The sequence below is a fragment of the Rhodovarius crocodyli genome (assembly GCF_004005855.1).
In the GTDB taxonomy this organism is placed as follows: domain Bacteria; phylum Pseudomonadota; class Alphaproteobacteria; order Acetobacterales; family Acetobacteraceae; genus Rhodovarius; species Rhodovarius crocodyli.
On sequence record NZ_SACL01000002.1, the window covers coordinates 382,471 to 404,402 of the forward strand.

The following is a 21,932-nucleotide window of genomic DNA, read 5'->3' on the forward strand; positions in this document are numbered from 1 at the left end:
TAGCCATGAGCAAGACCGGAGGCTAAACAGGCCGCATGCTTCCTAGCGCTTCGTCTCTGACGCCTTCGATCCGGCTTGCGGCCGCGCTTTCCGCCGGGCTTTCGCTGCTGGTCGCCGCCCCAGCCTGGGCGCAGGGGCGCGCACCGCGCCCGCATGCCGCGACCGAGGCGCCGCAGCCACCACGCGGCAACGTCAACCGCATCCTGGCGGTGGTCAACGGCGATGTCGTGACCCAGTCCGAGGTGTCCAGCCGCACGCGCCTGTTCGCGCTGAATGCCGGCTTCGCGGCCTCCGGCGAGATGCTGGCCCGCATGGAACCCCAGGTTCTGCGCCTGCTGGTCGATGAGAAGCTGCGCATGCAGGAAGTGCAGCGCCGCCAGATCCCGGTTTCCGACAATGACGTGGCCGACGCCCTGCGCGACATCGAGCAGCGCAACGGCCTGCCGCGCGGCGCCCTGACCGCCCAGCTGCGCCAGGCCGGCATCCAGCCGCGCAGCCTGTATGACCAGATCCGCGTGCAGATCGGCTGGGGCCGCCTGGTGCGTGTGCTTCTCGGCAGCCAGTTCGAGGTGCCCGACTCCGAGGTTCAGGAGCTGATCGCCAGCCAGCGCGCCCGCCAGGACCAGGCGGCGTATCTGCTGGGCGAGATCTTCATCCCCGTGGACAACCCCGCCCAGGAAGGCGAGGTGACCACCTTCGTGAACGATGTGGTGACCCAGCTGCGCCGGGGCCTGCCCTTCCCGGTGGCTGCGACCCAGTTCAGCCAGTCCTCCACCGCCGTGCAGGGCGGCGACATGGGCTGGCAGGGCCTGGACCGGCTGGACCCGGCGGTGGCGGCCATCGTGCCGCGCATGCCGCCCGGCGCCATCACCAACCCCATCCGCGTTCCCGGCGGCTTCCAGATCATCGCCATGCGCCAGCGGCGCGAGGGCGGGCCGAATGGCGGCGTGACGCAGCTGACGCTGCGGCAGGCGAACTTCCCCTTCCCCGGCCGGCTTGACCCGCAGAATCCGACCGAGGCGCAGCGCGGCGTGGTGGAGCGCGCGATGCGCATCAGCCAGTCCGTGCGCGGCTGCGAGGCCTTCGAGCAGCAGGGCCGCGCCGGCTCCGACCGCCCGGCCGATCCGGGCCCCGTCGTGCTGGAGGCGGTGAACCCGCCGCAGCTGCGCAGCCTGCTGGCGGGGCTGACGCCCGGCCGGTCGTCCCAGCCGCTGATCTCGCCCGAGGGCGTGACCCTCATCATGGTCTGCTCGCGTGAGCGTCAGGCGCCGCAGGGCATGAGCGCCGATGCGGCGCGTGAGCAGCTGCGCCGCGACCGTATCGAGACGCTCTCGCGCCAGCTGCAGCGTGAGCTGCGCCGCCGCGCCGTGATCGACAACCGCGCCTGATGGGCACCACCCTGCGCGATGTGGTGGCCCGGCACGGGCTGGCCCCGCGCAAATCGCTCGGCCAGCACTTCCTGCTGGATGAGGGTGTCTGCACGCGCATAGCGGCCCTGGCCGGCGAGCTGACCGGCCGGCACGTGCTGGAGGTGGGCCCCGGGCCCGGCGGGCTGACGCGGGCATTGCTGGCTCGGCCGCTGGAAACCCTGCTGGCCTGCGAGCTGGACGACCGCGCCATCGCGGCGCTGGCCGAGATCGGCGACCCGCGCCTGACCGTGCTGCACCAGGATGCGATGAAGCTGGATGCGGCCGCCGCCATTCCGGCACCGCGCCAGATCGTGGCGAACCTGCCCTATAATGTCGGCACGCCGCTGCTGATCGCCTGGCTGCGCCAGGCGGCTTCCTTCGAGCGCCTGACGCTGATGTTCCAGCTTGAGGTCGCGGAGCGCATCTGCGCCGCCCCCGACACGGAACATTACGGGCGGCTGGCGGTGCTGAGCCAATGGACCTGCGAGTGCCGGGTGCTGATGCGCCTGCCGCCCGGCGCCTTCTCGCCCCCGCCCAAGGTGCATTCCGCCGTGGTGGGCCTGGTGCCCCGCGCGCAGCAGCCCGAGCCCGCGCTGCTGGCCGCGATGGAGAAGCTGACCGCCGCCGCCTTCGGCCAGCGCCGCAAGATGCTGCGCGGCAGCCTGAAGTCCCTGGGCGATGCGGAGGGTCTGCTGGCAAGCTGCGGCATCGCGGGCGACCGCCGGGCGGAGACGCTGAGCATCGCCGAATTCGACGCGCTGGCACGGCAATTGATGGCGCGCTGACGCGCCCCAACCCGCGGAGACACGCATGAGCCTGGTCGAGAAAATCGCGCAACGCCTGCCCGAGTACACCGCCTGGCGCCGCGATTTCCACGCGCATCCCGAGGTGGGCTTCGAGGAGCACCGCACGGCCGGGCTGGTGGCCGAGCGACTGCAGGCCATGGGTATCGAGGTGCATACCGGCATCGGCGGCACGGGGGTCGTGGGGGTGATCCGCGGCAAGGCCACCGGCAACACGCCGCGCACCGTGGGGCTGCGCGCCGACATGGACGCGCTGCCGCTGACCGAGGCCAATGCCTTCGCCCATGCCAGCACGCACCAGGGCCGCATGCATGGCTGCGGGCATGACGGGCACACCACCATGCTGCTGGCCGCCGCCCGCGAACTGGCCGAGACCCGGGATTTCGAGGGCACGGTGCACCTGTATTTCCAGCCCGCGGAGGAGCTGGGCGCCGGCGCGCCGGCCATGCAGAAGGATGGCCTGTTCCAGCGTTTCCCGGCCGATGCGGTCTATGCCCTGCACAACCGGCCGGGCATGCCGGTGGGGCATTACGGGCTGCGCTCCGGCCCCATGCTGGCGGGCGTGACCTTCTGGGACATTCATGTGCAGGGCAAGGGCGGCCACGCCGCGCGGCCCGAGGTGACGCATGACCCGGTGGTATGTGGCGCCGCGCTGATCTCGGCCCTGCAATCGGTCGTGTCCCGCAATGTCTCCCCCCACGCCCAGGCGGTGCTGAGCGTGACGGGCATGGAGACGGGGCGTGCCTATAACGTCATTCCCGACGGCGTGCGGCTGTTCGGCACCGTGCGCACCTATGCGGTCGAGGTGACGGACCTGATCCGGGAGCGGATGGGCGCGCTGGCCTCCTCGGTCGCGGCGGGTTTCGGCTGCACCGCGCAGCTGGATTTCCGCGTGCTGACCCCGCCCCTGATCAACAGCGCCGAGAACGCCGAGCGGTTCGGCGATGCGGTGGCCGGGCTGGTCGGTGAGGACAAGGTGAAGCGCGCCATGCCACCCAGCATGGGCGGCGAGGATTTTGCCTATTTCCTCCAGGAAGTCCCGGGCGCCTTCCTCAATGTCGGCAACGGCACGGAGGGGGCGGACCTGCACCACCCGCGCTATGACTTCAACGACGAGGCCATCCCCTATGGCGCGGCGGCGCTGGTGGCGGTGGTGCGCAAGGAACTCGGCGCGTAAAATCCGAGCGGCCGGTTCAACTATCCGGCCGCATAACTATTCTGTGGGGATGACGCCTTCCATCCTCTGGTTCCGCCAGGATCTGCGCCTGGCCGACAACCCCTCCCTGCATGCGGCCCTCGAATCGGGGCCGGTGCTGCCGGTCTATGTGCTGGATGACGCGGCGGCGGAGGAATGGGCGCCCGGCGGGGCGCAGCGGTGGTGGCTGCATCATTCCCTGGCGGCGCTGGCCGCGGATCTGGCCGCGCGGGGGGCGCCGCTGCTGCTGCTGCGCGGCGATGCCGCCACCCTGCTGCCGCATCTGGCCGGGACCATCGGGGCGGGCAGCGTCCATGCCGGGCGGATGTATGAACCCTGGGCGCGCCGCCGCGACGAGGCGGTGCACCACGCCCTGGCCGAAACGGGCCGGAAGCTCACGCTGCACAGCGCCACCCTGCTGCATGAGCCGCACCGGCTGCGGACGGGGCAGGGCAAGCCTTATTCGGTGTTCACACCCTTCTCGCGCGCTGTATTCGCCCTGGGCGAGCCTGCGCCGCCTCTACCCGTGCCGGACCGCATCGCCTCGGTCGCGTCGCCGCTGGACCCGCTGGCGCTGGAGGGGCTGGACCTGCTGCCGCGCCCGCCCATCCCGGAATGGTGGTCCGAGTTCCCCGATCATTGGCAGCCCGGCGAGGCAGGGGCCGCCCGTCGCCTGGCGCGGCTGACGCCGGAGCTGCTGGCCGCCTATCCGGCCCGCCGCGACATCCCCGGCGAAGACGCGACCTCGGCCCTGTCGCCGCATCTGCGCTTCGGGGAGGTTTCGCCCCGCCAGGTGTGGCATGCGGCGCGGGAGGCCGGGGCGGCGGGCGAGCACACCTTCCTGAAGGAGGTGCTGTGGCGCGATTTCTCCTATCACCTGCTGTGGCACCGGCCTGAGATGCCGCAGACGGCCCTGCAATCGAAGTTCGGCGAGTTTCCCTGGCGGCCTGATTCCCGCCTTCTGGCGGCCTGGCAGCAGGGGCGCACGGGCTATCCCATCGTCGATGCCGGCATGCGCCAGCTGTGGCGCACGGGCTGGATGCACAACCGGGTGCGGATGGTGGCGGCCAGCCTGCTGGTGAAGCACCTGTTGCAGCCCTGGCAGCACGGCGAGGCATGGTTCTGGGACACGCTGGTGGATGGTGACTTGGCATCCAATGCGGCGTCCTGGCAGTGGGTGGCGGGCTGCGGGGCGGATGCCGCCCCCTATTTCCGCGTGTTCAACCCGGTGCTGCAGGGCGAGAAGTTCGACCCCGAGGGCAGCTATGTCCGCCGCTGGGTGCCGGAGCTGGCGGGGGTTCCAGGCCGTTTCATCCATAAGCCGTGGGAGGCGCCGCGCCCGCCTGCCGGCTACCCCGCCCCCATCGTGGAACATGGCAGAGGCCGAGAGCGGGCGCTTGCCGCCTATGCCGCCCTGCGGGATGAAGGTTAAGACAGTGATCTGACAGTCCTTGATGGTGGCGGGCGTGGATGATGGTGCGGCATGGCGGGACCCCTTGCGGCTGCGGGAGCGCGGATTTCGCGGCCTGCGGGTGGTGGGCGACGTGCATGGCGATGCCAGGGGCTTCGAATCCGCCGCCGCCGGGGCCGAGGCCGGCGGGCTGTTCCTGCTGCAGCTGGGTGACCTGACGGATGGCGGGCATGACAGCCCGGCCGTGCTGCGCCGCATCTTCGCGCTGATGGATGAGGGCCGCGGCCTGTTCCTGCTGGGCAACCACGAGCACAAGCTGCGCCGCGCCCTGCTGGGCGTGCGGCTGCGCGGCATGACAGAGGCGCTGGAGAACACGCTGGCGGATATCGACGCCGCCCCCGACCGCGACGCGCTGCGCGCCCGGCTGATCCTGGAGATCGGGCGCGCGCCGGTCTGGCTGCGGCGCGGCAACACCATCTTCGCCCATGCCGCCTACCACCCGGCCATGCTGCATGAGCCTTCGCCGCCCGATGCCGGCGCGCGCCGCGTGGAACCCCCCGTCACGCGAGCGATCTACGGCCAGGTCGTGGCGGGCCCCAAGCGCGACGGCTACCCCGAGCGCCTGCTGCACTGGGTCGATTCGATCCCGCAGGGCATCACGGCCTATGTCGGGCACGACACGCGCAGCACCGACGGCCGCCCCTGGTACACCCGGGGCCGCCATGGCGGAGAGGCCGTGTTCCTCGATACGGGCGCCGGCAAGGGCGGACATCTCTCCTGGCTGGACCTGCCCCTTTGAGGGGGGCGGCAACGGGGGTATAGGAAGCGCTTCGAAAGGAATTCGCATGAGCCTGGTGAAGCCCGCAGCCCGCATCTTCAGCCCCTCGCGCAACGCGATGCAGTCCGGCCCCGGCAAGACCGGGGACTGGGTGCTGGAATTCGCGCCGAACACGCGCCCGGTGGTGGACCCGCTGATGGGCTGGACCGGTGGCCTGTCCACCCAGCGCCAGGTGCGTCTGAGCTTCCCTTCCCAGGAAGCCGCGGTGGCCTATGCCAAGGCCGAGGGCCTGCATTACGTGGTCGAGGTGCCGCCGGCGCGCCGCCCGATCAAGCCCAAGAGCTACTCCGACAATTTCCGCAATGACCGGCGGGAAAACTGGACCCACTGAGGTCCGCTGTTGAGGTTGCCGGGCGCCCTTAGCTCAGATGGATAGAGCAGGAGCCTTCTAAGCTTCAGGCCGCTGGTTCGAATCCAGCAGGGCGCGCCATCTCCCCACCGGGCTCTGCCCATGAAACTCCGTCCGCTCCCCACTTCCCGGCGCGCCGGGAATGACTAGCTATGCGGCATGAGCCGTACCGATCTCTCCGATCTCCGCCTGTTTGCCGCCATCGCCCGCTTCCGCAGCTTCCGCCGGGCGGCGGATGAGATGTCGGTCTCCACCTCAGCCCTCAGCCACGCGATCAGCAAGCTCGAACGCCGGCTTGAGGTCAGGCTGCTGCACCGGACCACGCGCAGCGTGACCCCCACCGAGGCGGGCATGCTGCTGCTGGAGGGGCTGACCAGCGGCTTCAGCCAGATCGACGGCGCGCTCGACCAGCTCAACCGCTTCCGCGACCAGCCGATCGGGCGCATCCGCCTGACGGCGCTGCGGTTGAGCCTGGGCATGCTGCTGGACCAGCTGTTTCCCGTCCTGGCCGAGCGCTATCCGGGCATCGAGCTGGAAGTCTCGGCCGATGACCGGATGGTGGACCTGGTGGCGGAAGGCTTCGATGCGGGCATCCGCTTCGGCGATACGGTGCCGCAGGACATGGTGACGGTGCGCCTCTCGCCCGACCTGCGCTGGGTCATCGTGGGCGCGCCTTCCTACTTCGCGCGGCACGGAAGGCCGCGGGAGCCGGGTGATCTGGCGGGCCACCAGGGCATTCGCGGCCGTTCCGGCAACGGGCGTCTGTATGAGTGGGAGTTGGGGGCGGCGTGCGATGTCCACGTCTCGGCGCCGGCGGTGCTCTGCGTGAGCGACCCTGATGCGTCCATGCGCGCGGCGGTGGCGGGTGTGGGGCTCGCCTATCTGCCGGAGGAGATGGTGCGTCCCCAGCTGGCCGATGGCCGGCTGGAGATCGTGATGCCCGAATGGGCCTCGCCCGGGGCGGGCTTCCACCTCTATTACCCCAGCCGCCGCCAGCTGCCGGCGGGCGTCCGTATCCTGATCGACCTGCTGCGCGAGATCCGCCCGCTGGGCTGAACCGCGCCGCCGCCTATTCGCCCATCAGCCGCCGGATCGTGGGCTCCATCGCGGCGGCCACGATGCCATAGCCCACCATGGTCAGGTGCAGCCGGTCGAAGCTTACCTGCTCCGACAGGTTGCCCTCGCGGTCCAGCAGATAGGGGCCGAGATCCAGGTAGAAGGTGCTCTCATTGTCGGCGCAGCGCTGGATCAGCGCGTTGACCTGGGCGTTCACCGCGCGCAGCGGCTCGGTGGCTGTCGCGCCGCGCGGCAGGATGCCCAGCAGCAGCACCTTGGTGCCCGGAGAACGCGTCTGGATGAAGCGCGTGATCTCGGCCAGGCCCTGGGCCACGTCCTCGGGCTTGCCGGACCATTGCGTGTTGTTGGTGCCGAGCAGGATGACCGCGACGCGCGGCCGCATGTCGCCCCATTGCCCATTGGCCAGCCGGTACAGCGCGCCCTGGGTGAAGTCGCCCCACAGGCCGAGGTTCACCGGGTTGCGATGGCCATGGAACTGCCGCCACAGGCCGGGGTCGAAATACTGGGTGATGCTGTCGCCGATGAAGACGATGCCCGCGCGGCTGCGGTCCACCCCCTGCAACTGCTGGTCCAGCTGGGCGCGGCGGCCGCGCCATTCCGGGCTTTCCAGATTCTCGGCCGCGGCCTCACGCGGCAGCGGGGTCGCGCGCGGGATCGCGGGGCAACCCAGCGCGGCCTGCTGCGACGGGGCAGGGGCGGCGGGCGGCGGGGGCTCGCGGCTCGTCACCAGCACGCCGCCCAGTATGCCCACGGCCAGCGTGCCCAGCAGCAGCAGGGGAATGCGGAAGCGTTCCATCTCAGCGGCGCCTTTCGGTGCTGTCGCGGGTGATGAAGGCGACGGGTGCGGCCCCGGGGCGCATCAGCCAGATGCTGTACATGCCCCCGGCCTCCAGCCCGCCGAGGCGCAGCGAGGCTGCCGCCCCGCCGCAGCGGGCGGCCAGATCGGCCTCCACCGGGTTCACGCTGCGTGACTGCGCGGCGCCCGGCGCCACGCTGCGGAACACGGCGGTGCCGGCCGGCATGATCGCCAGTTCGCCATCCGCGCAGGCGCCCGTCGCGTTGTAGAAGGACAGCCGCGCGCGCAGCTGGTTGAACTCGGCCTGGTCGGTCACCGGCTCCGCGGCCACGCGGCCGTCGCGCTCGACCAGCAGCAGGGTGGTGAAGCTGCCCGGCGCCAGGCGCAGCGTGCGTCGCCCGCCGGGAAACTCCACCGCGACATCGCGGCCCTGCACGCGCTCGACGATCGTGTAGGGCGACACGCGCGCATCATTCGCGGTGCCCAGCGCACGCGGCGCCCCCTGTTCGGCCCGCACCGAGACCTCGGCCCCCGTCGCGTTCACATAGCGCAGGAAGGCGGCACCGGCCGGAGGCTCCGGGTCATAGAGAAAGCGCTGCGCCTGGGCCGGCAGCGCCGACACCAGGGCGGCAGCGGCGGCCAGCAGCGCGCGCCTCACCGCGCCACCGCCCGGCGCAGGTCATTCAGGAACTGCGGTGCGGGCATCGCGCTGGCGGGTTCCCACCAATTGCCGGCATCGGGCATCTGCTCCAGGCTGCCCTCCATCAGCTGCCACAGCAGCACCTTGGGGCGCTGGGCGCGGAACTGGCTGCCGGTGACGTAGTCCAGCAGGGTGCGATAGGGGCCCACGCGGGCCGTCTTCCACACCAGCGCCACCGGGCGGTTCAAGGCGCTGCTCAACACATGCGGATAGCCGAAATAGGGCTGCATGTAGCTGTTGCCGACCACGACCACATCGGCGTTGTCGTCCTCCAGCAAGCCGCCCGCCACGCTGCCCCCGCCCGAGGCCGCGGCCGCCTGGCGGATACGGAAGCGTTCCGCCGGGAAGCGGGCCTTCTCGGCCTCCGGCAGCAATTGCAGGAAGTCGCCGCTGTGGACGTTGGTGATGAAGTTGCCGAGCCGCGTGCCGGGGCGGCGGCTGGCCGGCAGCTGCACCGCGCCCTTGATGGCGTTGGCCATGTCGATGGCCGCGGCCTCGGCACCCACGGCGGTCCAGTGGCTGTCGGCCTTGAAGAACACCGCCTCGCGCTGGCTGGTGCGCAGGTTGGCCAGCAGGGTCGCGTAGTCGGGCACGATGGCGCCCGCCTGCCGCAGCTGCGTCAACGCCTGCTCGTAGCGGCGCTGGGCGTCCTGGTTGGGCTGGAAATCGGGGGGCAGCATGTCCGCCAGCACCCGGGCGCGGGTCGGGATCAGCGGCACCGCCACCTCCATCCCGGCATCCTTCAGGATGCGGATGACCTGGCCCGCGAGCTGGATCACCGGGCGCATGCGCTGCGCGCTGGCGCGGCGGATATCCTCCCAGCCGGCGAAGATGTGGCTGTCCTTGCCGAAGACGATGTTGCCCCGGACCTGGGCCAAGGCCGGCTGCGCCAGGGCAAGACCAGCGCCCGCCGGCAGCAGGATGCGGCGTGTCAGCATCCGCGAAATCCCCGTTCCAAAAATCGTCACTGTGAACGGAAAGTTCACAGGCCCCGAGGATTACCACGATCTATGCGATTGGCACCATCTCCTGAGCCGCCGGAGCCATCGACGGCGCGTGTTGTCAGCCGGTCGCCATCCAGCCGCCATTCGGCGCAGCTTTCGGCGCCGCCGCGCAGGTGGGGAAAGCGCTGGCACATCCGCCCCTCGGCCGAGATGCGCCAGGTGCCCGGGTAACGCTGGCCGTCATGCCCCGCGACCATGCTGCCGTCCGGGTTGTAGTAGATGGCGCCCCAGGGGCCGGATTCAGTGTTGCCCGCGATGGCGCGGCGCAGTTCCTCGGGGGCCATGGCGCGCGGCGCGGGGGGGCGGGCGCCCTGGACCCTGCTGCCGGCGCGGGCCGCCAGCGCCTGGCGGATGAACTGGCCCCAGTCGGGGCTGGGGGCGAAGGTCTCGGGGTCCGCCAGCAGGCTGGGGGGGAAGCTGTGGCTGAAGCTCCAGGCGGTCCAGCCCAGGCCCGCCTGGTCGAAGGCGTTCATGATGGCGTCCCGATACCGGCCCGGTCCGCGATGGGCGCTTTCCGGGTGGCCGTTCTCACCGAAGCCGAATTCGGTGGCGATGACGGGCAGGCGCCGGGCGGGCGCCAGGAAGGCGTCCTCCCACGAGATATTCCACTCGCTGCCGGCATAGGGATGGGCGGCATAGGCCACATTGGGCCGCCGCACTGGGTTGGCCACCGCGTGGCGCAGGTTATAGCCGAATTCCAGCCCGCCCAGGATCACCGGCCGTACCGGGTCATGCACGCGGATGGCGTCGATCAGCCCCTCGGACCAGTCGCGCAGCCGCGTCCAGTCCTCCTCCGTGGTGTCGTAGTCGAACTGGCCGGGCGAGTTCTGCCGGACCGGCTCGTTGAACAGCTCATAGAAGGCGATGGCGGGTTCGTCGCGATAGCGCCGGGCCACCTGTTCCCAGAAGGAGCGGATCTCGGCCTGGCTGGTCTCGTAGAGCTCGCCATAGCGCCAGTCGAGCAGCGACTTGTAGGTCTCGTCGGGCGGGTAGCCGATGCTGTGGTAGCAGATGATGAGATAGAGGCCGTAGCGGCGCGCATAGGCCACCGACCAGTCGATGACGCGGAACACCTCCGCCACGCCATGCCGGCGCCACAGGGCGGGCAGCACGGAAATACGGACCGTCTCCGCCTGCCAGTCCACCGCGGCCCGGAAAAGCCGGCGGTCGAAGAAGCCGATCTGCCGATCCTGGCGCTGGGCGATCCAGACCACCTCCGGCACCGCGACCCCGCGCAGCACGCGGGTGCGGCCCAGCTGGTCCACGATGCGGTTGCCGTCGGTGCGGAAGCGCTGCGGGTAGTCGGCCGGCACCGCCACCGGCGTCTCGGGCGCGTTCAGATCGGGCGGGCCCGAGGAGCAGGAGGCCACAAAGAACACCAGCAGCAGTCCCGCCCACTTGCGCAACCGTTGCCGCAGGCCCTTCAATGCCGTGGAAGAGGAAACATCAACGATGCGCATGAAGGCCGCCGTCCTGCATCAGCAGGGCCTGCCCCGCCCCTATGTCGAAACCAAGCCCCTGGTGATCGAGGAGGTGGAGCTGGACCCGCCCGGCCCGGGCGAGGTGCTGATCGAGATCGCGGCCGCGGGCCTGTGTCATTCCGACCTGTCCACCATCGAGAATCTGCGCCCCCGGCCCATGCCCATCATCATCGGGCATGAGGGTGCCGGCGTCATCCGCGAAACCGGCCCCGATGTCCATGGTCTGCAGAAGGGCGACCATGTGGTGTGCCTGTTCGTGGCCAGCTGCGGTGATTGCCGCCCGTGCCGCAAGGGCCGCCCCAACATCTGCGAGGGCGGCTTCGCGGCCCGCGCGGCGGGCACGCTGCCCTCGGGCGCCAAGCGCCTGAAGCTGAACGGCGAGTTCATCCACCACAATTCCGGCCTGTCCCTGTTCGCCCAGTATGCGGTGGTGGACCAGTCCGCGCTCGTGAAGATCCCGAAGGATGTGCCGCTGGCCGACGCCGCGCTGTTCGGCTGCGCGGTCATGACCGGGGCAGGGGCGGTGCTGAACACGGCCGGCCTGCGCGCGGGTGAGGAGATCGGTGTGGTGGGCCTCGGCGGCGTCGGCATGTCGGCGCTGCTGGCGGCCGTGGCCGCCGGGGCCAGCCGCGTGGTCGCGGTGGACATGAACCCGGCCAAGCTGGAGCTGGCCCGGCAATGGGGCGCGACCCACGCCTTCGACGCGCGGGACCCCGATTGCGCCGCCAAGGTGCGGGAGGCGACGTCCGGCGGCCTCGACACCGTGATCGAGACGGCGGGCGCCATCCCGGCGCTGCAGCTGGCCTATGCCATCGCGGCCCGCGGCGGGGAGGTGATCACCGCCGGCCTGCCGCACGTGAACTCGGCCTTCCCACTGCCCGCCTTCAACATGGTCAGTGAGGAGAAGGCGGTGCGCGGCAGCTATATGGGCAGCTGCGTGCCGACGCGGGACATTCCGAAGCTGCTGGGCATGTACCGGCGCGGCACCCTGCCCGTGACGCGGCTGCAAAGCGGCACGATTGCCCTGGAGGAGATCAATGCCGGCTTCGACCGGCTGGCCGCCGGCGAGACGCTGCGACAAATGCTGCTTCCCAACGGTTAAGGCCGCGTTACGCTCCCGTCATCGAGACGGGAGCACCTGATGCGCAAGAGTCTGTTCGCCGCCCTGTTGCTGGCGCCCCTCACCGCCGGGGCGCAGACCCTGGCCATCGGCGCGGCGTCCCCCGTCACCACCGTCGATCCGCAATTCTACAACACCGGGCCGAACAACGCGCTGACAGCGCATATCTTCGACCATCTGGTGGAGCGCGACGCCCATGCGCGTGCCACGCCGGGCCTTGCCAGTTCCTGGCGGGTGCTGACGGATACCAGCTGGGAGTTCACGCTGCGGCCCAACGTCACCTGGCATGACGGCCGGCCCTTCACGGCCGAGGATGTGGTGTTCAGCATCGCCCGCGTGCCCACGGTGCAGGGTTCGCCCGCCAGCTTCGCTGGCTTCGTGCGGGCCATCGAGCGTATCGAGGTGGCCGACCCGCATCGCCTCATCATCCATACCCGCACGCCCCACCCGCTGCTGCCGCTGGACCTGTCATCGGTGTCCATCGTCGCGCGCCACGCGGCCCAGAATGCCGGCACCGAGGATTTCAACAGCCTGCGCGCGGCCATCGGCACCGGCCCCTATCGCCTGACATCCTTCCGCCCCGGCGACCGTGCGGAGATGGTGCGCAACGACGCCTGGTGGGGCCCGGCCCAGCCCTGGCAACGCGTGACCTATCGCATTCTCGCCAATGACGGCGGCCGCACCGCGGCGCTGCTCGCCGGCGACGTGGACATCATCGAGCAGGTCCCCACCGCCGACATCCCGCGCATCCGTCGCGACCAGCGTTTCGCGATCTCAGAAATGGCCTCGGCGCGCGCCATGTATCTGGGCACGAACCTGGCCGGCGACACGGCCCCCGGCATCACCGACAATGCCGGCAACCCGCTGCCCACCAACCCCTTGCGGGACGTGCGGGTGCGCCAGGCCATCAGCCTGGCCATCGCCCGCGACCAGCTGGCCGAGCGCGTGATGGACGGCACCGCCGTGCCCACCGCGCAATGGCTGCCCGAGGGCGCCTTCGGCTTCGATCCCTCGCTGCCCGCGCCGCGCCAGGACATCGAGCGCGCCCGCCAGTTGCTGGCCGAGGCCGGCTATCCGGACGGTTTCCGTGCCAGCATCGGCACCCCCAACGACCGCTGGCCCAATGACGCGCGCCAGGCCCAGGCCATCGCGCAGATGCTGACGCGGGTGGGCATCCGCGCCACCGTGGATGCCATGCCGTTCCCGGCCTATGCCGCGCGCAATTCCCGCATGGAATTCGGCATCCGGCTGGCCAGCTGGGGCAGCAGCAGCGGTGAATCCTCGAACTTCCTGATCAACATCGTCAGCACCTACAACCGCGAGCGCCGCACCGGCGCCGCGAACTGGAACCGCTTCTCCAGCCCGGAACTGGACGCCATGGTTTCACGCGGAAGTGCCACCATGGAGGACGGCGCGCGCGAGGCGGTGTGGCACCAGGCCACGCGCTTTGTTTACGAGAACATGGCGGTGATCCCGCTGCTGCAGCTCAACAATATCTGGGCGCTGCGGCGGGGGATCGAGCATGAGCCGAGCATCGGTGAGGCGACGCTGGCGATCAGGACGAGGCCGAGGAGATAAATGTTCTTTTTTGGAAAAAAGAACCAAAAAACGTTTGGGAGTTTAGGGGCGCGCTACCGGCCGGGGTGCCCCTAAACTCATAAAGTCTTTTTGCTTCTTTTTCTTCAGAAAAAGAAGAAAGCCTTCACGTCCTCAACAACGGGCACTCGCTCTCCGCCGCCGGCCGGAACGCTTCGTCGCCTGGAATGGTCTTCACCACCTCCAGCAGATCCCACTCCCCGCGCGACTGCGACGGCGCCTTGGCCCGCATCAGGTACATGTCGCGGATGATGCGCCCGTCCTCTCGGATGCGGCCGTTGCGGGTCATGAAGTCGTTGATGGGGGTGGCCCGCATCTTGGCCATCACGGGTTCCGCCGCGTCGCTGCCCGCGTCGCGGATGGCGTTGAGGTAATGGGTCACGGCGCCCCACATGCTGGCCTGCATCATGGTGGGCGGGCGGCCATGGATGCGCTGGAAGCGCTGCGCGAAGGCGCGGGTCTGCTCGTTCTGGTCCCAGTAATAGGCCTCGGTGAACAGCAGGCCCTGGGCGGTGTCCAGGCCGATGGCCTTGATGTTGGTCAGCAGGCACAGCAGGGCCGCGGGCTGGATGCCCCGGCGCAGCAGGCCGAACTCGCCCATCTGCTTCACGGCGTTGATCAGGTCGGTGCCGGCCACTGCAAGCCCCACCGCATTCGCGCCCGAGGAAGCGGCGCGCAGCAGATGGGCGGAGAAATCGGCCTCATTCAGCGGCGCGCGGCTGGACCCCACGACCTCGCCGCCCAGGGCGCGCACCACGGCCGCGCCATTGGCCTCCAGCGAATGGCCGAAGGCGTAGTCGGAGGTGATGAAGTACCACTTCCGCTTGCCCTCCGCGATCATCGCCGAGACGGTGCCGCGTGCGAGGGCGTAGTTGTCGAAGGTCCAGTGCAGGCCGTTCGGCGTGCAGGCGCGGCCGGTCAGTTCCGTGGTGCCGGCGGCGATCGAGACGTTGATCTTGCCCTTCTCGCGCGTCAGCTGCTGCACGGCGAGCGCCACGGCGGAATTGCCGATGCCGAAGATGGCGTCGACCTTTTCCTGGTCGTACCAGCGGCGGGCGATGGCCATGCCGATGTCCGGGCGGTTCTGCAGATCGCCGTAGACCAGCTCGATGGGGGCGTTCAGCACGCGGCCGCCGAAATCCTCGATGGCCATGCGGGCGGCGACGACATCACCCATGCCCTGCTGGTCGGCAAAGGGGCCGGACATGTCGTCCAGCACGCCGATCTTCACCACATTGTCCGAGGCATTGGCGAGCGCCCTGGAGGCAGGCCAGATGGCGGCCGAGGCCAGGCCGCCCGTCAGCAGGCGGCGATTGATGGGAAGCATGGTCGGTTCCTCTCCAATGGGCCCTCTTGATGGGGCGATGCCGCATCATTGCGGGTTTGGCGGGGCCTGGCCAGCGCGTTCCGGCACGCGGCGCGGGTCGAAGATGCCGCCATCGCCGAAGGCCACCCGCACGAAGCGCGCCAGCGCCTTCACGGCGGGGCGCGACGCGGGGCCCGGGGCCGCGGCCAGCACCAGCCGCGTGGGTTCCAGCCGCCGGTTCAGCGGCACGGAGGTGATGCGGCTGCCGTCGATCGCATAGGGGGTTTCGGGCTGCACGTTCTGGATGGTCCAGCCGAGGCCATTGCCCACCAGCCCGCGCAGCAACTCCTGGCTGCGGCTGCGAAAGCCGATGCGCGGCGTCAGCCCGCAGGCACGGAACAGGCCGTGGAAATAGTCGCGCGAATGCGGCAGGTCGAGCAGCAGGTAGGGCTCGTCGATCAGCTCCTCCAGGCCGAGGCTGCCGCGCCGCGCCAGGCGGTGGCGCAGCGGCAGCACCACCACGGGCGCCAGCATGGCCACGGGCGTGACCACCAGCCCGTCAGGCAGGCCGAAATCATAGGTCAGCGCGATCTCGGTGCGGCCGGCTTCCAGGGCGGCCAGCACCTCGTCATGGTCGCCTTCCTCCACCCGGATCGAGACGCGCGGCGCACCCTGGCCGAAGCCGCCCAGGATGGCCGGCAGATAACGCGGCGCGATGGTCAGGAAGCAGCCCATGGAAACCTCGCCGGCCAGTTCCTCGCCCAGCGAGGTCGCGGAATGCATGAAGTCCTCCGCATGGCGCAGCAGCAGCCGGGCCTCGGCCACCACGCGGGTGCCGGCGGGGGTCAGCGTCACGCCGCGCGCGTGGCGGCGCAGGAACAGGGCGATGCCCATCTCGCGCTCCAGCGCCGCCACCGCCTCGGAGATCGAAGGCTGCGAGACGTTCAGCCGCTTCGCCGCCCCGGTGAGGGACTGCGTGTCGGCCACCGCCACCAGGTAGCGCAGGGCGCGCAGCGAGGGTTGCATCGGCATTTCCTATGCAAAAGACCGGAAAACAATATTTCCCCGATGCGTAATGGCTCTGCAATCCTGCCGGCCACACTGATTTCAGGAGCACCCCATGATCCGCACCGGCGCCCAATACCGAGAGGGCATCCGCGACGGCCGTGAGGTCTGGGTCGAGGGCGAACGCGTCCGCGACGTCACCGCCCACCCCGCCTTCAAGCCCATCATCGACGTCAAGGCGCGCATGTACGACATGGCGCATGACGCGAAGTTCCAGGACGCGCTGACCTATACCGAAGGCAGCGCCCGCCACAGCGTCTACCAGCAGCCGCCCCGCACCAAGGAGGATTGGCAGCGCAAGTGGCATGCCGTGGACCTGCTGCTGAACGACATCGGTGGCGTGGCCACGCGGCTGGGCGACGAGACGGTGGGCGAGATGTGGTCCCTGCAGGATGGCCGCGACATCCTGGCCGAGATCGACCCGCGTTTCGCCGACAACATCGACAACCACATCCGCCGCGTGGTCGAGCTCGACCCCTTCCATGTCTCGGCCAACACCGACCCCAAGGGCGACCGCAGCCTGCCCCCCGGTGAGCGTGACCCGGACATGATGATCCGCGTGGTGAAGGAGACCGATGCCGGCATCATCATCCGCGGGGCCAAGTTCGAAACGGCCGCGGCCTATGCCGACCAGGCCTATCTGAAGCCCACCGTCGGCGCCTGGACCAATGAGGCCGAGAGCCCGCACGCGGTCGGCTGCATCGTGAAGATGGGCGCGCCCGGCGTGCGCCACATCTGCCGCATGCCCTATGCCAACCGCGCCCCCGCCGAGGACATCCCGCTCGCCTCCCGCTTCGACGAGGTTGAGGCGCTGGTGGTGTTCGACGACGTGCTGATCCCGTGGGAGGACGTGTTCTTCTACCGCCACACCCGCGCGGCCCAGCAGGTGCGCGCCACCCTGCACCGCTACAGCGCCTTTCCCTATGTGCTGCGCATTCTCTACGTCGCCGACATGATGATCGGGGCCGCGATGTGGAACGCGAAGCAGACCGGCCTCGAGAAGCTGCAATCGGTGCAGGAGAAGCTGGCCGACCTGGCCGTGTACCGGGAGGGCATCCGCGCCCATCTCACGGCCTCCATCGCGCTGGCCGAGGTATCGCCCGCCGGGCTGCTGATGCCCAACCAGTCCATCCTCTATGCCGGGCGCGTGCTGGCCTGCAGCCAGCTGCCCGCCATGATGCACGCGGCCCGCGAGCTGATGGGCGGGCAGATCTGCGTGACGCCGGAGCTCGCGCAGTTCCGCGGCGGCGCGGCACCCTGGCTCGACAAGTTCTACACGCTGAACAAGGAGTGGGGCGCGGAGGACCGGCGCAAGCTGCTCGCCTTCGCGCGTGACCTTCTGAACAGCGACTATGCCGGCCACCGCCTCGCTTTCGTGCAGTTCGCGCAGGCACCGCATTTCAATCACCTTCAAGCCGTCTACAAAAGCTTCGACTTCTCTGGCCCACTGGATTTCGTCCGCCGCAGCGCCGGCATGTCGGAACGCATCCTGGGCGCCGCTGCCAACAAGGATAAGCACTGATGGTCACGCACACCCGCATCCGCGCCTTCAACACGAAGGACGCCTACCCCGAGCAGAAGCTCGACAACGACGTGTGCATGGCCGTGCGTGCGGGCAACACGGTCTATCTGCGCGGCCAGACCATGATGGACCTGGACGGCAAGCTGGTGGGCATCGGCGACCCGGCCGCCCAGGCCGACAACGCCATGCGCTGCGCCGAGATCCTGCTGAAGGAGGCAGGGTCGGAGCTGTCGCACATCGTGAAGATCGTGATCTACATCACCGACCGCGCCTATCGCGAGCCGGTCTATCAGACCATCGGCCGCTGGCTGAAGGGCGTCTACCCGGTCAGCACTGGCATCATCGTGAACGGGCTCGCGAAGCCCGAATACATGATGGAGATCGACATCATCGCCGAGATCCCGGCCTGATCCGCTTGAGCCAGGATTATTCATCCTGGCTCAAATTTTCCTATTGAGTGAGGATCGAATCTATTTAATCTCATTGTCGGAACGAAGGAGGCTCAGAATGGTCGAGTTCACCCGGCGGCGCGCCGCGCTGCTGCCCGTGGCGGCTCTCGCGATGCCGCACATCGCCAACGCCCAGGCTGGGCGCATCTCCGTCTCCATCTGGGGCGGCTCCTGGCGCGACATGGTGCAGGCCGCCATCGCCGCGAAGTTCACGCGTGAGACCGGCGCCACGGTCGAGTTCCAGACCGGCGGCACCATCGACCGGCTGAACCGCGCCAAGCTGGCGAAGGGCAGCCCCGAGAGCGACCTCACCTTCACCACCTCTCATGTCGGCTGGCTGTACCAGTCCGACGACCTGTTCGAGACGCTGGACATGTCGCGCATCCCCAATGCCGCGAACCTGGTCGAGCAGGCCAAGATCAGCCCGGGCCATATCGGCACCTGGGCCTATGTCTACACCATCGGCTATCGGCCGGACCTGCTGCCGGGGGTGAACTTCACCTCCTGGAACGACCTGTGGGCGCCCGCGATGCGTGAGAAGCTGGCCGCCCCCGATTGGGACCCGTCCCACCTGATCGCGGTGGCCGCCAAGCTGGCGGGCGCCGATGCCGCGACCTGGGAGCGCGGGCAGGACAAGCTCCGCGCGCTGAAGCCCAATTTCAAGGCCTTCTACACCAACGACGCCAACGGCCAGCAGCTGCTGGCCAGCGGCGAGACGCCGGTGCAGGTCATCCTGTCGATGAATGCGCATTACCTGGTGAACCAGGGCATGAACGTGCGCCTGTCCATCCCGCAGGAAGGCGGGGTGCTGGGTGTCGATACCGTCGCGATCATGAAGGGCAGCCGCCGTCAGGAGCTGGCCTACAAGTTCATCAACACCTGCCTGGACCCCGAGGTGCAGGCCGCGATCGCCAATGACAAGAAGGGCTCGCCCACCGTCACCAACGCGCGGCTCGACCCGGCCGTGGCGGCGCTGCCCGGCGTGTTCACCACGCCCGAGCAGTGGCGCACCCAGGCGCTGATCATCGACCACCGCCTGCGCGCCGAGAAGACCAATGAGTGGCGCCGCTGGTTCCAGGAAAACATCATCGCGCGCTGATCCCAGGTGACGCGCCCGTTCCTTCGCCTGTTCGTCTCCCCCGCCGCGCTGGTCGCGGCGGGCTTCCTGCTGGCGATGGCGGCCATCCTGCAATACGCCGTGCTCGCCCATATCCCGGGTGAGCTGAACCCCGGCGGCTTCACCCTCCGCAACTTCCAGGAGATGCTGAAGCCGCTCTATGCCGGCGTGTTCTTCGATACCGTGCGCCTGTGCTTCCTGACCGCCGTGCTGGCCCTGCTGGCGGGCTATCCGCTGGCGCTGGCCATGGTCCGGGCGCGGAACCCCTATATCAAATCGGCCATCCTCATCATCTCCGTCACGCCGCTGTTCCTGGGTGAGGTGGTGCGCACCTATGCCTGGCTGATCGTCCTCGGCAACCGGGGCTTCATCAACGGCGCGCTGCTGTGGCTGGGCATCATCGACCAGCCGGTGACGCTGATGTTCACCACGGGCGGCGTCATCATGGGCCTGGTGCACGTCACGCTGCCGGTCGTGGTCATCATGTTGTCGGCCGCCATCAGCCATATCGACCGGGACCTGGAGAAGGCGGCCGTGGCGCTGGGGGCGAAGCCGTTCCGCGTGTTCCTGACGGTCACCCTGCCGCTGTCCATGCCGGGCATCGTGGCCGCGCTGACCACGGGCTTCGCCTGGACCTTCTCGGCCTTCGCCACGCCGCAGATCATCGGCGGCGGGCGGGTGAACATGGTCTCCAACCTCGTCTATTCGCTGGGCTTCTCCAGCTTCAACTTCCCCTTCGCGGCGGCGCTGTCCATCGCGGGCCTGCTGCTGACCGCGGTGTCGCTCGCCGTGTTCCGCCTGATGCTGAGGCCGCTGGAAAGGATGGGTGCGAAGTGACCACCGCCTTCCGCCTGCTGGTGGTGCTGCTGCTGGCCTTCGTGCTGATGCCGGCCGTCGTCGCCTGCATCGCCGCCTTCGACACCCGCGCGCTGATCGCCTTTCCGCCCGTGGGCTTCACCTGGCGCTGGTTCGTCCGCGCGCTGACCTATGAGGATTTCCAGATCGGCTTCGTCAACAGCCTGCATGTGGCGGCGATCGCGTCCAGCATCGCCATCATCGTCGGCAGTGCCGTGGCCTATGCGATCGACCGTTATGATTTCGCGGGCAAGCGCGTGCTCGAAGCCATCCTGCTGGCCCCCCTCGCCATCCCGCATTTCACCATCGGCCTCGGCGCGCTGATCGTGGCCTATCAGGTCGGCATGGCGCGGGGCTGGTCGGTGGTGGTGGCGTGCCATGTGGTGCTGGTGCTGCCCTTCGTGCTGCGCAGCCTCTATGTCTCGCTGAAGAACATGGACCCGCGGCTGGAGGCAGCCGCGCTGTCGCTGGGGGCGAAGCCGTGGCGCGTGCTGCTGACGGTCACGCTGCCGGGGCTGGCGCCGGGCCTGGCCGGCGGCTGGATATTCGCCGCCATCCTGTCCTTCAACGAATTCACGGCCTCCCTGTTCGTCACCGTCCAGCGCACCCAGACGCTGCCGGTCGCCATGTACAACTATGTGCGCGAATACGCGGACCCCTCCATGGCCGCGCTCTCGGCGCTCTACATCCTGCTGACCACGGTGCTGCTCACCGTGGCCAATCGTTTCCTCGGCCTCGGCCGCATTCTCGGGACCGAAGATGTCCGGCATTGACGATGTTCTCCGGCTAGACGGCGTGGGCAAGAAGTTCGGCGCCTTCACCGCCCTGCATGAGGCCTGGCTGCGCGTGCAGCCCGGCGAGTTCGTGACGCTGCTCGGCCCCTCGGGCTGCGGCAAGACGACGCTGCTGAACCTGATCGCGGGGTTCCTGGAAGCCGATGCCGGCGAGATCTTCATCGGCGGCAAGCTGGTGACGCAGACCCCGGTGTGGGAGCGCGACATCGGCATCGTCTTCCAGTCCTATGCGCTGTTCCCGCACATGGATGTGGCGAAGAACGTGGGCTACGGGCTGCGCGCGCGCGGGGTTTCCCGCGCCGAGGAAGCCGCCCGCGTGGCCGAGGCCCTGGCCATGGTGCGGCTCTCGGCGCTGGCCGACCGCAAGCCGCGCCAGCTCTCGGGCGGGCAGCAGCAGCGCGTGGCCCTCGCCCGCGCGCTGGTCATCCGCCCCAGCCTGCTGCTGCTGGACGAACCCTTCTCGGCACTCGACCGCAACCTGCGGATGGAGATGCAGTTCGAGCTGAAGGAGATCCAGCTGAAGCTCGGCGTCACCACCATCTTCGTCACCCATGACCAGGGCGAGGCGATGTCCATGTCGGACCGCATCGCCGTGATGTCCGAGGGGCGCATCCTGCAGCTCGACACGCCGGAGGCCGTGTATCGCCGCCCGGCGCACCGCTTCGTCGCGGGCTTCATCGGCGATGCCACGGTGCTGCGCGGCCGCCTGCTGGGCATGCAGGGTGGCAAGGCGGGCGTCTCGGCCGCGGGCGTTACCTTCTCGGTGCCCGCCGCGCCGCTGGAGGGCGTGGCACCGGGCGCCGATATCGACGTCTTCCTGCGCCCCGAACACCTGCACCCCGCCGAGGGCGGGGAGGCGCTGGAGGGCACCGTCGTCAGCCGCGCCTATCTGGGTGACAGGGCGGAACTGCTGGTCGAAACCCCCGGCGCCGGCCGCGTGCTGCTGCGCGTGCCGGGCCTGGCCGCGCTGGAGCGCTGGGGCGTCGGCGCGCCCATCCGCATGGGGTTCGCGGGGGCGGAGCCGGTGGCCTTTCCCACCGGCTGA

21 protein-coding genes and 1 tRNA gene are annotated in these 21,932 nt (G+C 69.5%); 16 read left to right on the forward strand and 6 right to left on the reverse strand.

Annotated elements, in window-relative coordinates; all coding sequences use genetic code 11:
* The first annotated feature begins 35 nt into the window (after positions 1 to 35).
* The 8 genes from EOD42_RS07810 to EOD42_RS07845 all read left to right on the forward strand — a co-directional run bounded on the left by EOD42_RS07810 (position 36) and on the right by EOD42_RS07845 (position 7,061).
* Positions 36 to 1,388: a peptidylprolyl isomerase gene (locus tag EOD42_RS07810; protein WP_127786936.1), complete on the forward strand. Its 1,353-nt coding sequence runs from the start codon at positions 36 to 38 to the stop codon at positions 1,386 to 1,388.
* Entirely contained in the window at positions 1,388 to 2,194 is an 807-nt protein-coding gene (gene rsmA / locus EOD42_RS07815) for a 16S rRNA (adenine(1518)-N(6)/adenine(1519)-N(6))-dimethyltransferase RsmA (protein WP_127786937.1), read from the forward strand. Before EOD42_RS07810 ends, rsmA begins: the two co-directional genes overlap by 1 nt.
* Positions 2,195 to 2,219: 25 nt before the next feature.
* Entirely contained in the window at positions 2,220 to 3,389 is a 1,170-nt protein-coding gene (locus EOD42_RS07820) for a M20 aminoacylase family protein (protein WP_127786938.1), read from the forward strand.
* A gap of 49 nt (positions 3,390 to 3,438) precedes the next feature.
* Positions 3,439 to 4,839: a cryptochrome/photolyase family protein gene (locus tag EOD42_RS07825; RefSeq protein ID WP_127786939.1), complete on the forward strand. Its 1,401-nt coding sequence runs from the start codon at positions 3,439 to 3,441 to the stop codon at positions 4,837 to 4,839.
* Positions 4,840 to 4,873: 34 nt separating this feature from the next.
* Positions 4,874 to 5,617, forward strand: a complete 744-nt coding sequence (locus EOD42_RS07830) for a metallophosphoesterase (RefSeq protein ID WP_240655050.1) — start codon at positions 4,874 to 4,876, stop codon at positions 5,615 to 5,617.
* A 46-nt stretch (positions 5,618 to 5,663) separates the two neighbouring features.
* Positions 5,664 to 5,987: an ETC complex I subunit gene (locus EOD42_RS07835; protein WP_127786940.1), complete on the forward strand. Its 324-nt coding sequence runs from the start codon at positions 5,664 to 5,666 to the stop codon at positions 5,985 to 5,987.
* 22 nt (positions 5,988 to 6,009) lie between these two features.
* Positions 6,010 to 6,086 (forward strand) — tRNA-Arg (locus EOD42_RS07840).
* 78 nt (positions 6,087 to 6,164) lie between these two features.
* On the forward strand, positions 6,165 to 7,061 hold the full coding sequence (locus EOD42_RS07845) for a LysR family transcriptional regulator (RefSeq protein ID WP_127786941.1): 897 nt from the start codon (positions 6,165 to 6,167) through the stop codon (positions 7,059 to 7,061).
* Positions 7,062 to 7,074: 13 nt separating this feature from the next.
* On the opposite strand, the gene EOD42_RS07850 is transcribed toward EOD42_RS07845, so the two are convergent.
* From EOD42_RS07850 to EOD42_RS07865, 4 genes are read right to left on the reverse strand one after another with little or no spacing between them, the layout of a single operon-like run.
* A complete protein-coding gene (locus tag EOD42_RS07850) occupies positions 7,075 to 7,878 on the reverse strand; it encodes a GDSL-type esterase/lipase family protein (protein WP_127786942.1) in 804 nt (267 codons plus the stop codon).
* A 1-nt stretch (position 7,879) separates the two neighbouring features.
* Positions 7,880 to 8,536 (reverse strand): alginate O-acetyltransferase AlgF, encoded by a 657-nt coding sequence (locus EOD42_RS07855; RefSeq protein WP_127786943.1) that lies wholly within the window; start codon positions 8,534 to 8,536, stop codon positions 7,880 to 7,882.
* Entirely contained in the window at positions 8,533 to 9,516 is a 984-nt protein-coding gene (locus EOD42_RS07860) for an alginate O-acetyltransferase AlgX-related protein (protein ID WP_127786944.1), read from the reverse strand. Before EOD42_RS07860 ends, EOD42_RS07855 begins: the two co-directional genes overlap by 4 nt.
* 44 nt (positions 9,517 to 9,560) lie before the next feature.
* Positions 9,561 to 11,042 (reverse strand): cellulase family glycosylhydrolase, encoded by a 1,482-nt coding sequence (locus tag EOD42_RS07865; RefSeq protein ID WP_127786945.1) that lies wholly within the window; start codon positions 11,040 to 11,042, stop codon positions 9,561 to 9,563.
* Between EOD42_RS07865 and EOD42_RS07870 the strand changes: the two genes are divergently transcribed.
* Both EOD42_RS07870 and EOD42_RS07875 read left to right on the forward strand, forming a co-directional pair.
* Positions 11,041 to 12,165, forward strand: coding sequence for a zinc-dependent alcohol dehydrogenase family protein (locus EOD42_RS07870; RefSeq protein ID WP_240655052.1), 1,125 nt, complete (start codon positions 11,041 to 11,043; stop codon positions 12,163 to 12,165). The genes EOD42_RS07865 and EOD42_RS07870 overlap by 2 nt on opposite strands.
* Positions 12,166 to 12,204: 39 nt before the next feature.
* Entirely contained in the window at positions 12,205 to 13,761 is a 1,557-nt protein-coding gene (locus tag EOD42_RS07875) for an ABC transporter substrate-binding protein (protein ID WP_127786947.1), read from the forward strand.
* Positions 13,762 to 13,885: 124 nt separating this feature from the next.
* On the opposite strand, the gene EOD42_RS07880 is transcribed toward EOD42_RS07875, so the two are convergent.
* Both EOD42_RS07880 and EOD42_RS07885 read right to left on the reverse strand, forming a co-directional pair.
* Positions 13,886 to 15,106 (reverse strand): ABC transporter substrate-binding protein, encoded by a 1,221-nt coding sequence (locus EOD42_RS07880; RefSeq protein ID WP_127786948.1) that lies wholly within the window; start codon positions 15,104 to 15,106, stop codon positions 13,886 to 13,888.
* A gap of 45 nt (positions 15,107 to 15,151) precedes the next feature.
* Positions 15,152 to 16,111, reverse strand: coding sequence for a LysR family transcriptional regulator (locus EOD42_RS07885; protein ID WP_127786949.1), 960 nt, complete (start codon positions 16,109 to 16,111; stop codon positions 15,152 to 15,154).
* A gap of 94 nt (positions 16,112 to 16,205) precedes the next feature.
* Between EOD42_RS07885 and EOD42_RS07890 the strand changes: the two genes are divergently transcribed.
* From EOD42_RS07890 to EOD42_RS07915, 6 genes are all read left to right on the forward strand, one after another.
* The gene (locus EOD42_RS07890) at positions 16,206 to 17,672 is read left to right on the forward strand and encodes a 4-hydroxyphenylacetate 3-hydroxylase family protein (RefSeq protein ID WP_127786950.1); all 1,467 of its coding nucleotides are present in this window, start codon (positions 16,206 to 16,208) and stop codon (positions 17,670 to 17,672) included.
* The gene (locus EOD42_RS07895) at positions 17,672 to 18,082 is read left to right on the forward strand and encodes a RidA family protein (protein ID WP_127786951.1); all 411 of its coding nucleotides are present in this window, start codon (positions 17,672 to 17,674) and stop codon (positions 18,080 to 18,082) included. Before EOD42_RS07890 ends, EOD42_RS07895 begins: the two co-directional genes overlap by 1 nt.
* 97 nt (positions 18,083 to 18,179) lie before the next feature.
* Positions 18,180 to 19,220, forward strand: a complete 1,041-nt coding sequence (locus tag EOD42_RS07900; protein ID WP_206020289.1) for an ABC transporter substrate-binding protein — start codon at positions 18,180 to 18,182, stop codon at positions 19,218 to 19,220.
* Positions 19,221 to 19,226: 6 nt separating this feature from the next.
* Positions 19,227 to 20,075, forward strand: a complete 849-nt coding sequence (locus EOD42_RS07905; RefSeq protein WP_206020290.1) for an ABC transporter permease — start codon at positions 19,227 to 19,229, stop codon at positions 20,073 to 20,075.
* On the forward strand, positions 20,072 to 20,866 hold the full coding sequence (locus EOD42_RS07910) for an ABC transporter permease (RefSeq protein ID WP_206020291.1): 795 nt from the start codon (positions 20,072 to 20,074) through the stop codon (positions 20,864 to 20,866). The genes EOD42_RS07905 and EOD42_RS07910 overlap by 4 nt, the downstream gene beginning before the upstream one ends.
* Entirely contained in the window at positions 20,853 to 21,932 is a 1,080-nt protein-coding gene (locus EOD42_RS07915; protein WP_127786952.1) for an ABC transporter ATP-binding protein, read from the forward strand. The genes EOD42_RS07910 and EOD42_RS07915 overlap by 14 nt, the downstream gene beginning before the upstream one ends.

Bases quoted from the DNA above. Each gene is read 5' to 3' on its own strand.
- EOD42_RS07810 (WP_127786936.1), top strand. From the start codon at position 36: ATGCTTCCTAGCGCTTCGTCTCTGACGCCTTCGATCCGGCTTGCGGCC.
- rsmA (WP_127786937.1), top strand. From the start codon at position 1,388: ATGGGCACCACCCTGCGCGATGTGGTGGCCCGGCACGGGCTGGCCCCG.
- EOD42_RS07820 (WP_127786938.1), top strand. From the start codon at position 2,220: ATGAGCCTGGTCGAGAAAATCGCGCAACGCCTGCCCGAGTACACCGCC.
- EOD42_RS07825 (WP_127786939.1), top strand. From the start codon at position 3,439: ATGACGCCTTCCATCCTCTGGTTCCGCCAGGATCTGCGCCTGGCCGAC.
- EOD42_RS07835 (WP_127786940.1), top strand. From the start codon at position 5,664: ATGAGCCTGGTGAAGCCCGCAGCCCGCATCTTCAGCCCCTCGCGCAAC.
- EOD42_RS07845 (WP_127786941.1), top strand. From the start codon at position 6,165: ATGAGCCGTACCGATCTCTCCGATCTCCGCCTGTTTGCCGCCATCGCC.
- EOD42_RS07850 (WP_127786942.1), bottom strand. From the start codon at position 7,878: ATGGAACGCTTCCGCATTCCCCTGCTGCTGCTGGGCACGCTGGCCGTG.
- EOD42_RS07860 (WP_127786944.1), bottom strand. From the start codon at position 9,516: ATGCTGACACGCCGCATCCTGCTGCCGGCGGGCGCTGGTCTTGCCCTG.
- EOD42_RS07870 (WP_240655052.1), top strand. From the start codon at position 11,041: ATGAAGGCCGCCGTCCTGCATCAGCAGGGCCTGCCCCGCCCCTATGTC.
- EOD42_RS07865 (WP_127786945.1), bottom strand. From the start codon at position 11,042: ATGCGCATCGTTGATGTTTCCTCTTCCACGGCATTGAAGGGCCTGCGG.
- EOD42_RS07875 (WP_127786947.1), top strand. From the start codon at position 12,205: ATGCGCAAGAGTCTGTTCGCCGCCCTGTTGCTGGCGCCCCTCACCGCC.
- EOD42_RS07880 (WP_127786948.1), bottom strand. From the start codon at position 15,106: ATGCTTCCCATCAATCGCCGCCTGCTGACGGGCGGCCTGGCCTCGGCC.
- EOD42_RS07885 (WP_127786949.1), bottom strand. From the start codon at position 16,111: ATGCAACCCTCGCTGCGCGCCCTGCGCTACCTGGTGGCGGTGGCCGAC.
- EOD42_RS07890 (WP_127786950.1), top strand. From the start codon at position 16,206: ATGATCCGCACCGGCGCCCAATACCGAGAGGGCATCCGCGACGGCCGT.
- EOD42_RS07895 (WP_127786951.1), top strand. From the start codon at position 17,672: ATGGTCACGCACACCCGCATCCGCGCCTTCAACACGAAGGACGCCTAC.
- EOD42_RS07900 (WP_206020289.1), top strand. From the start codon at position 18,180: ATGGTCGAGTTCACCCGGCGGCGCGCCGCGCTGCTGCCCGTGGCGGCT.
- EOD42_RS07915 (WP_127786952.1), top strand. From the start codon at position 20,853: ATGTCCGGCATTGACGATGTTCTCCGGCTAGACGGCGTGGGCAAGAAG.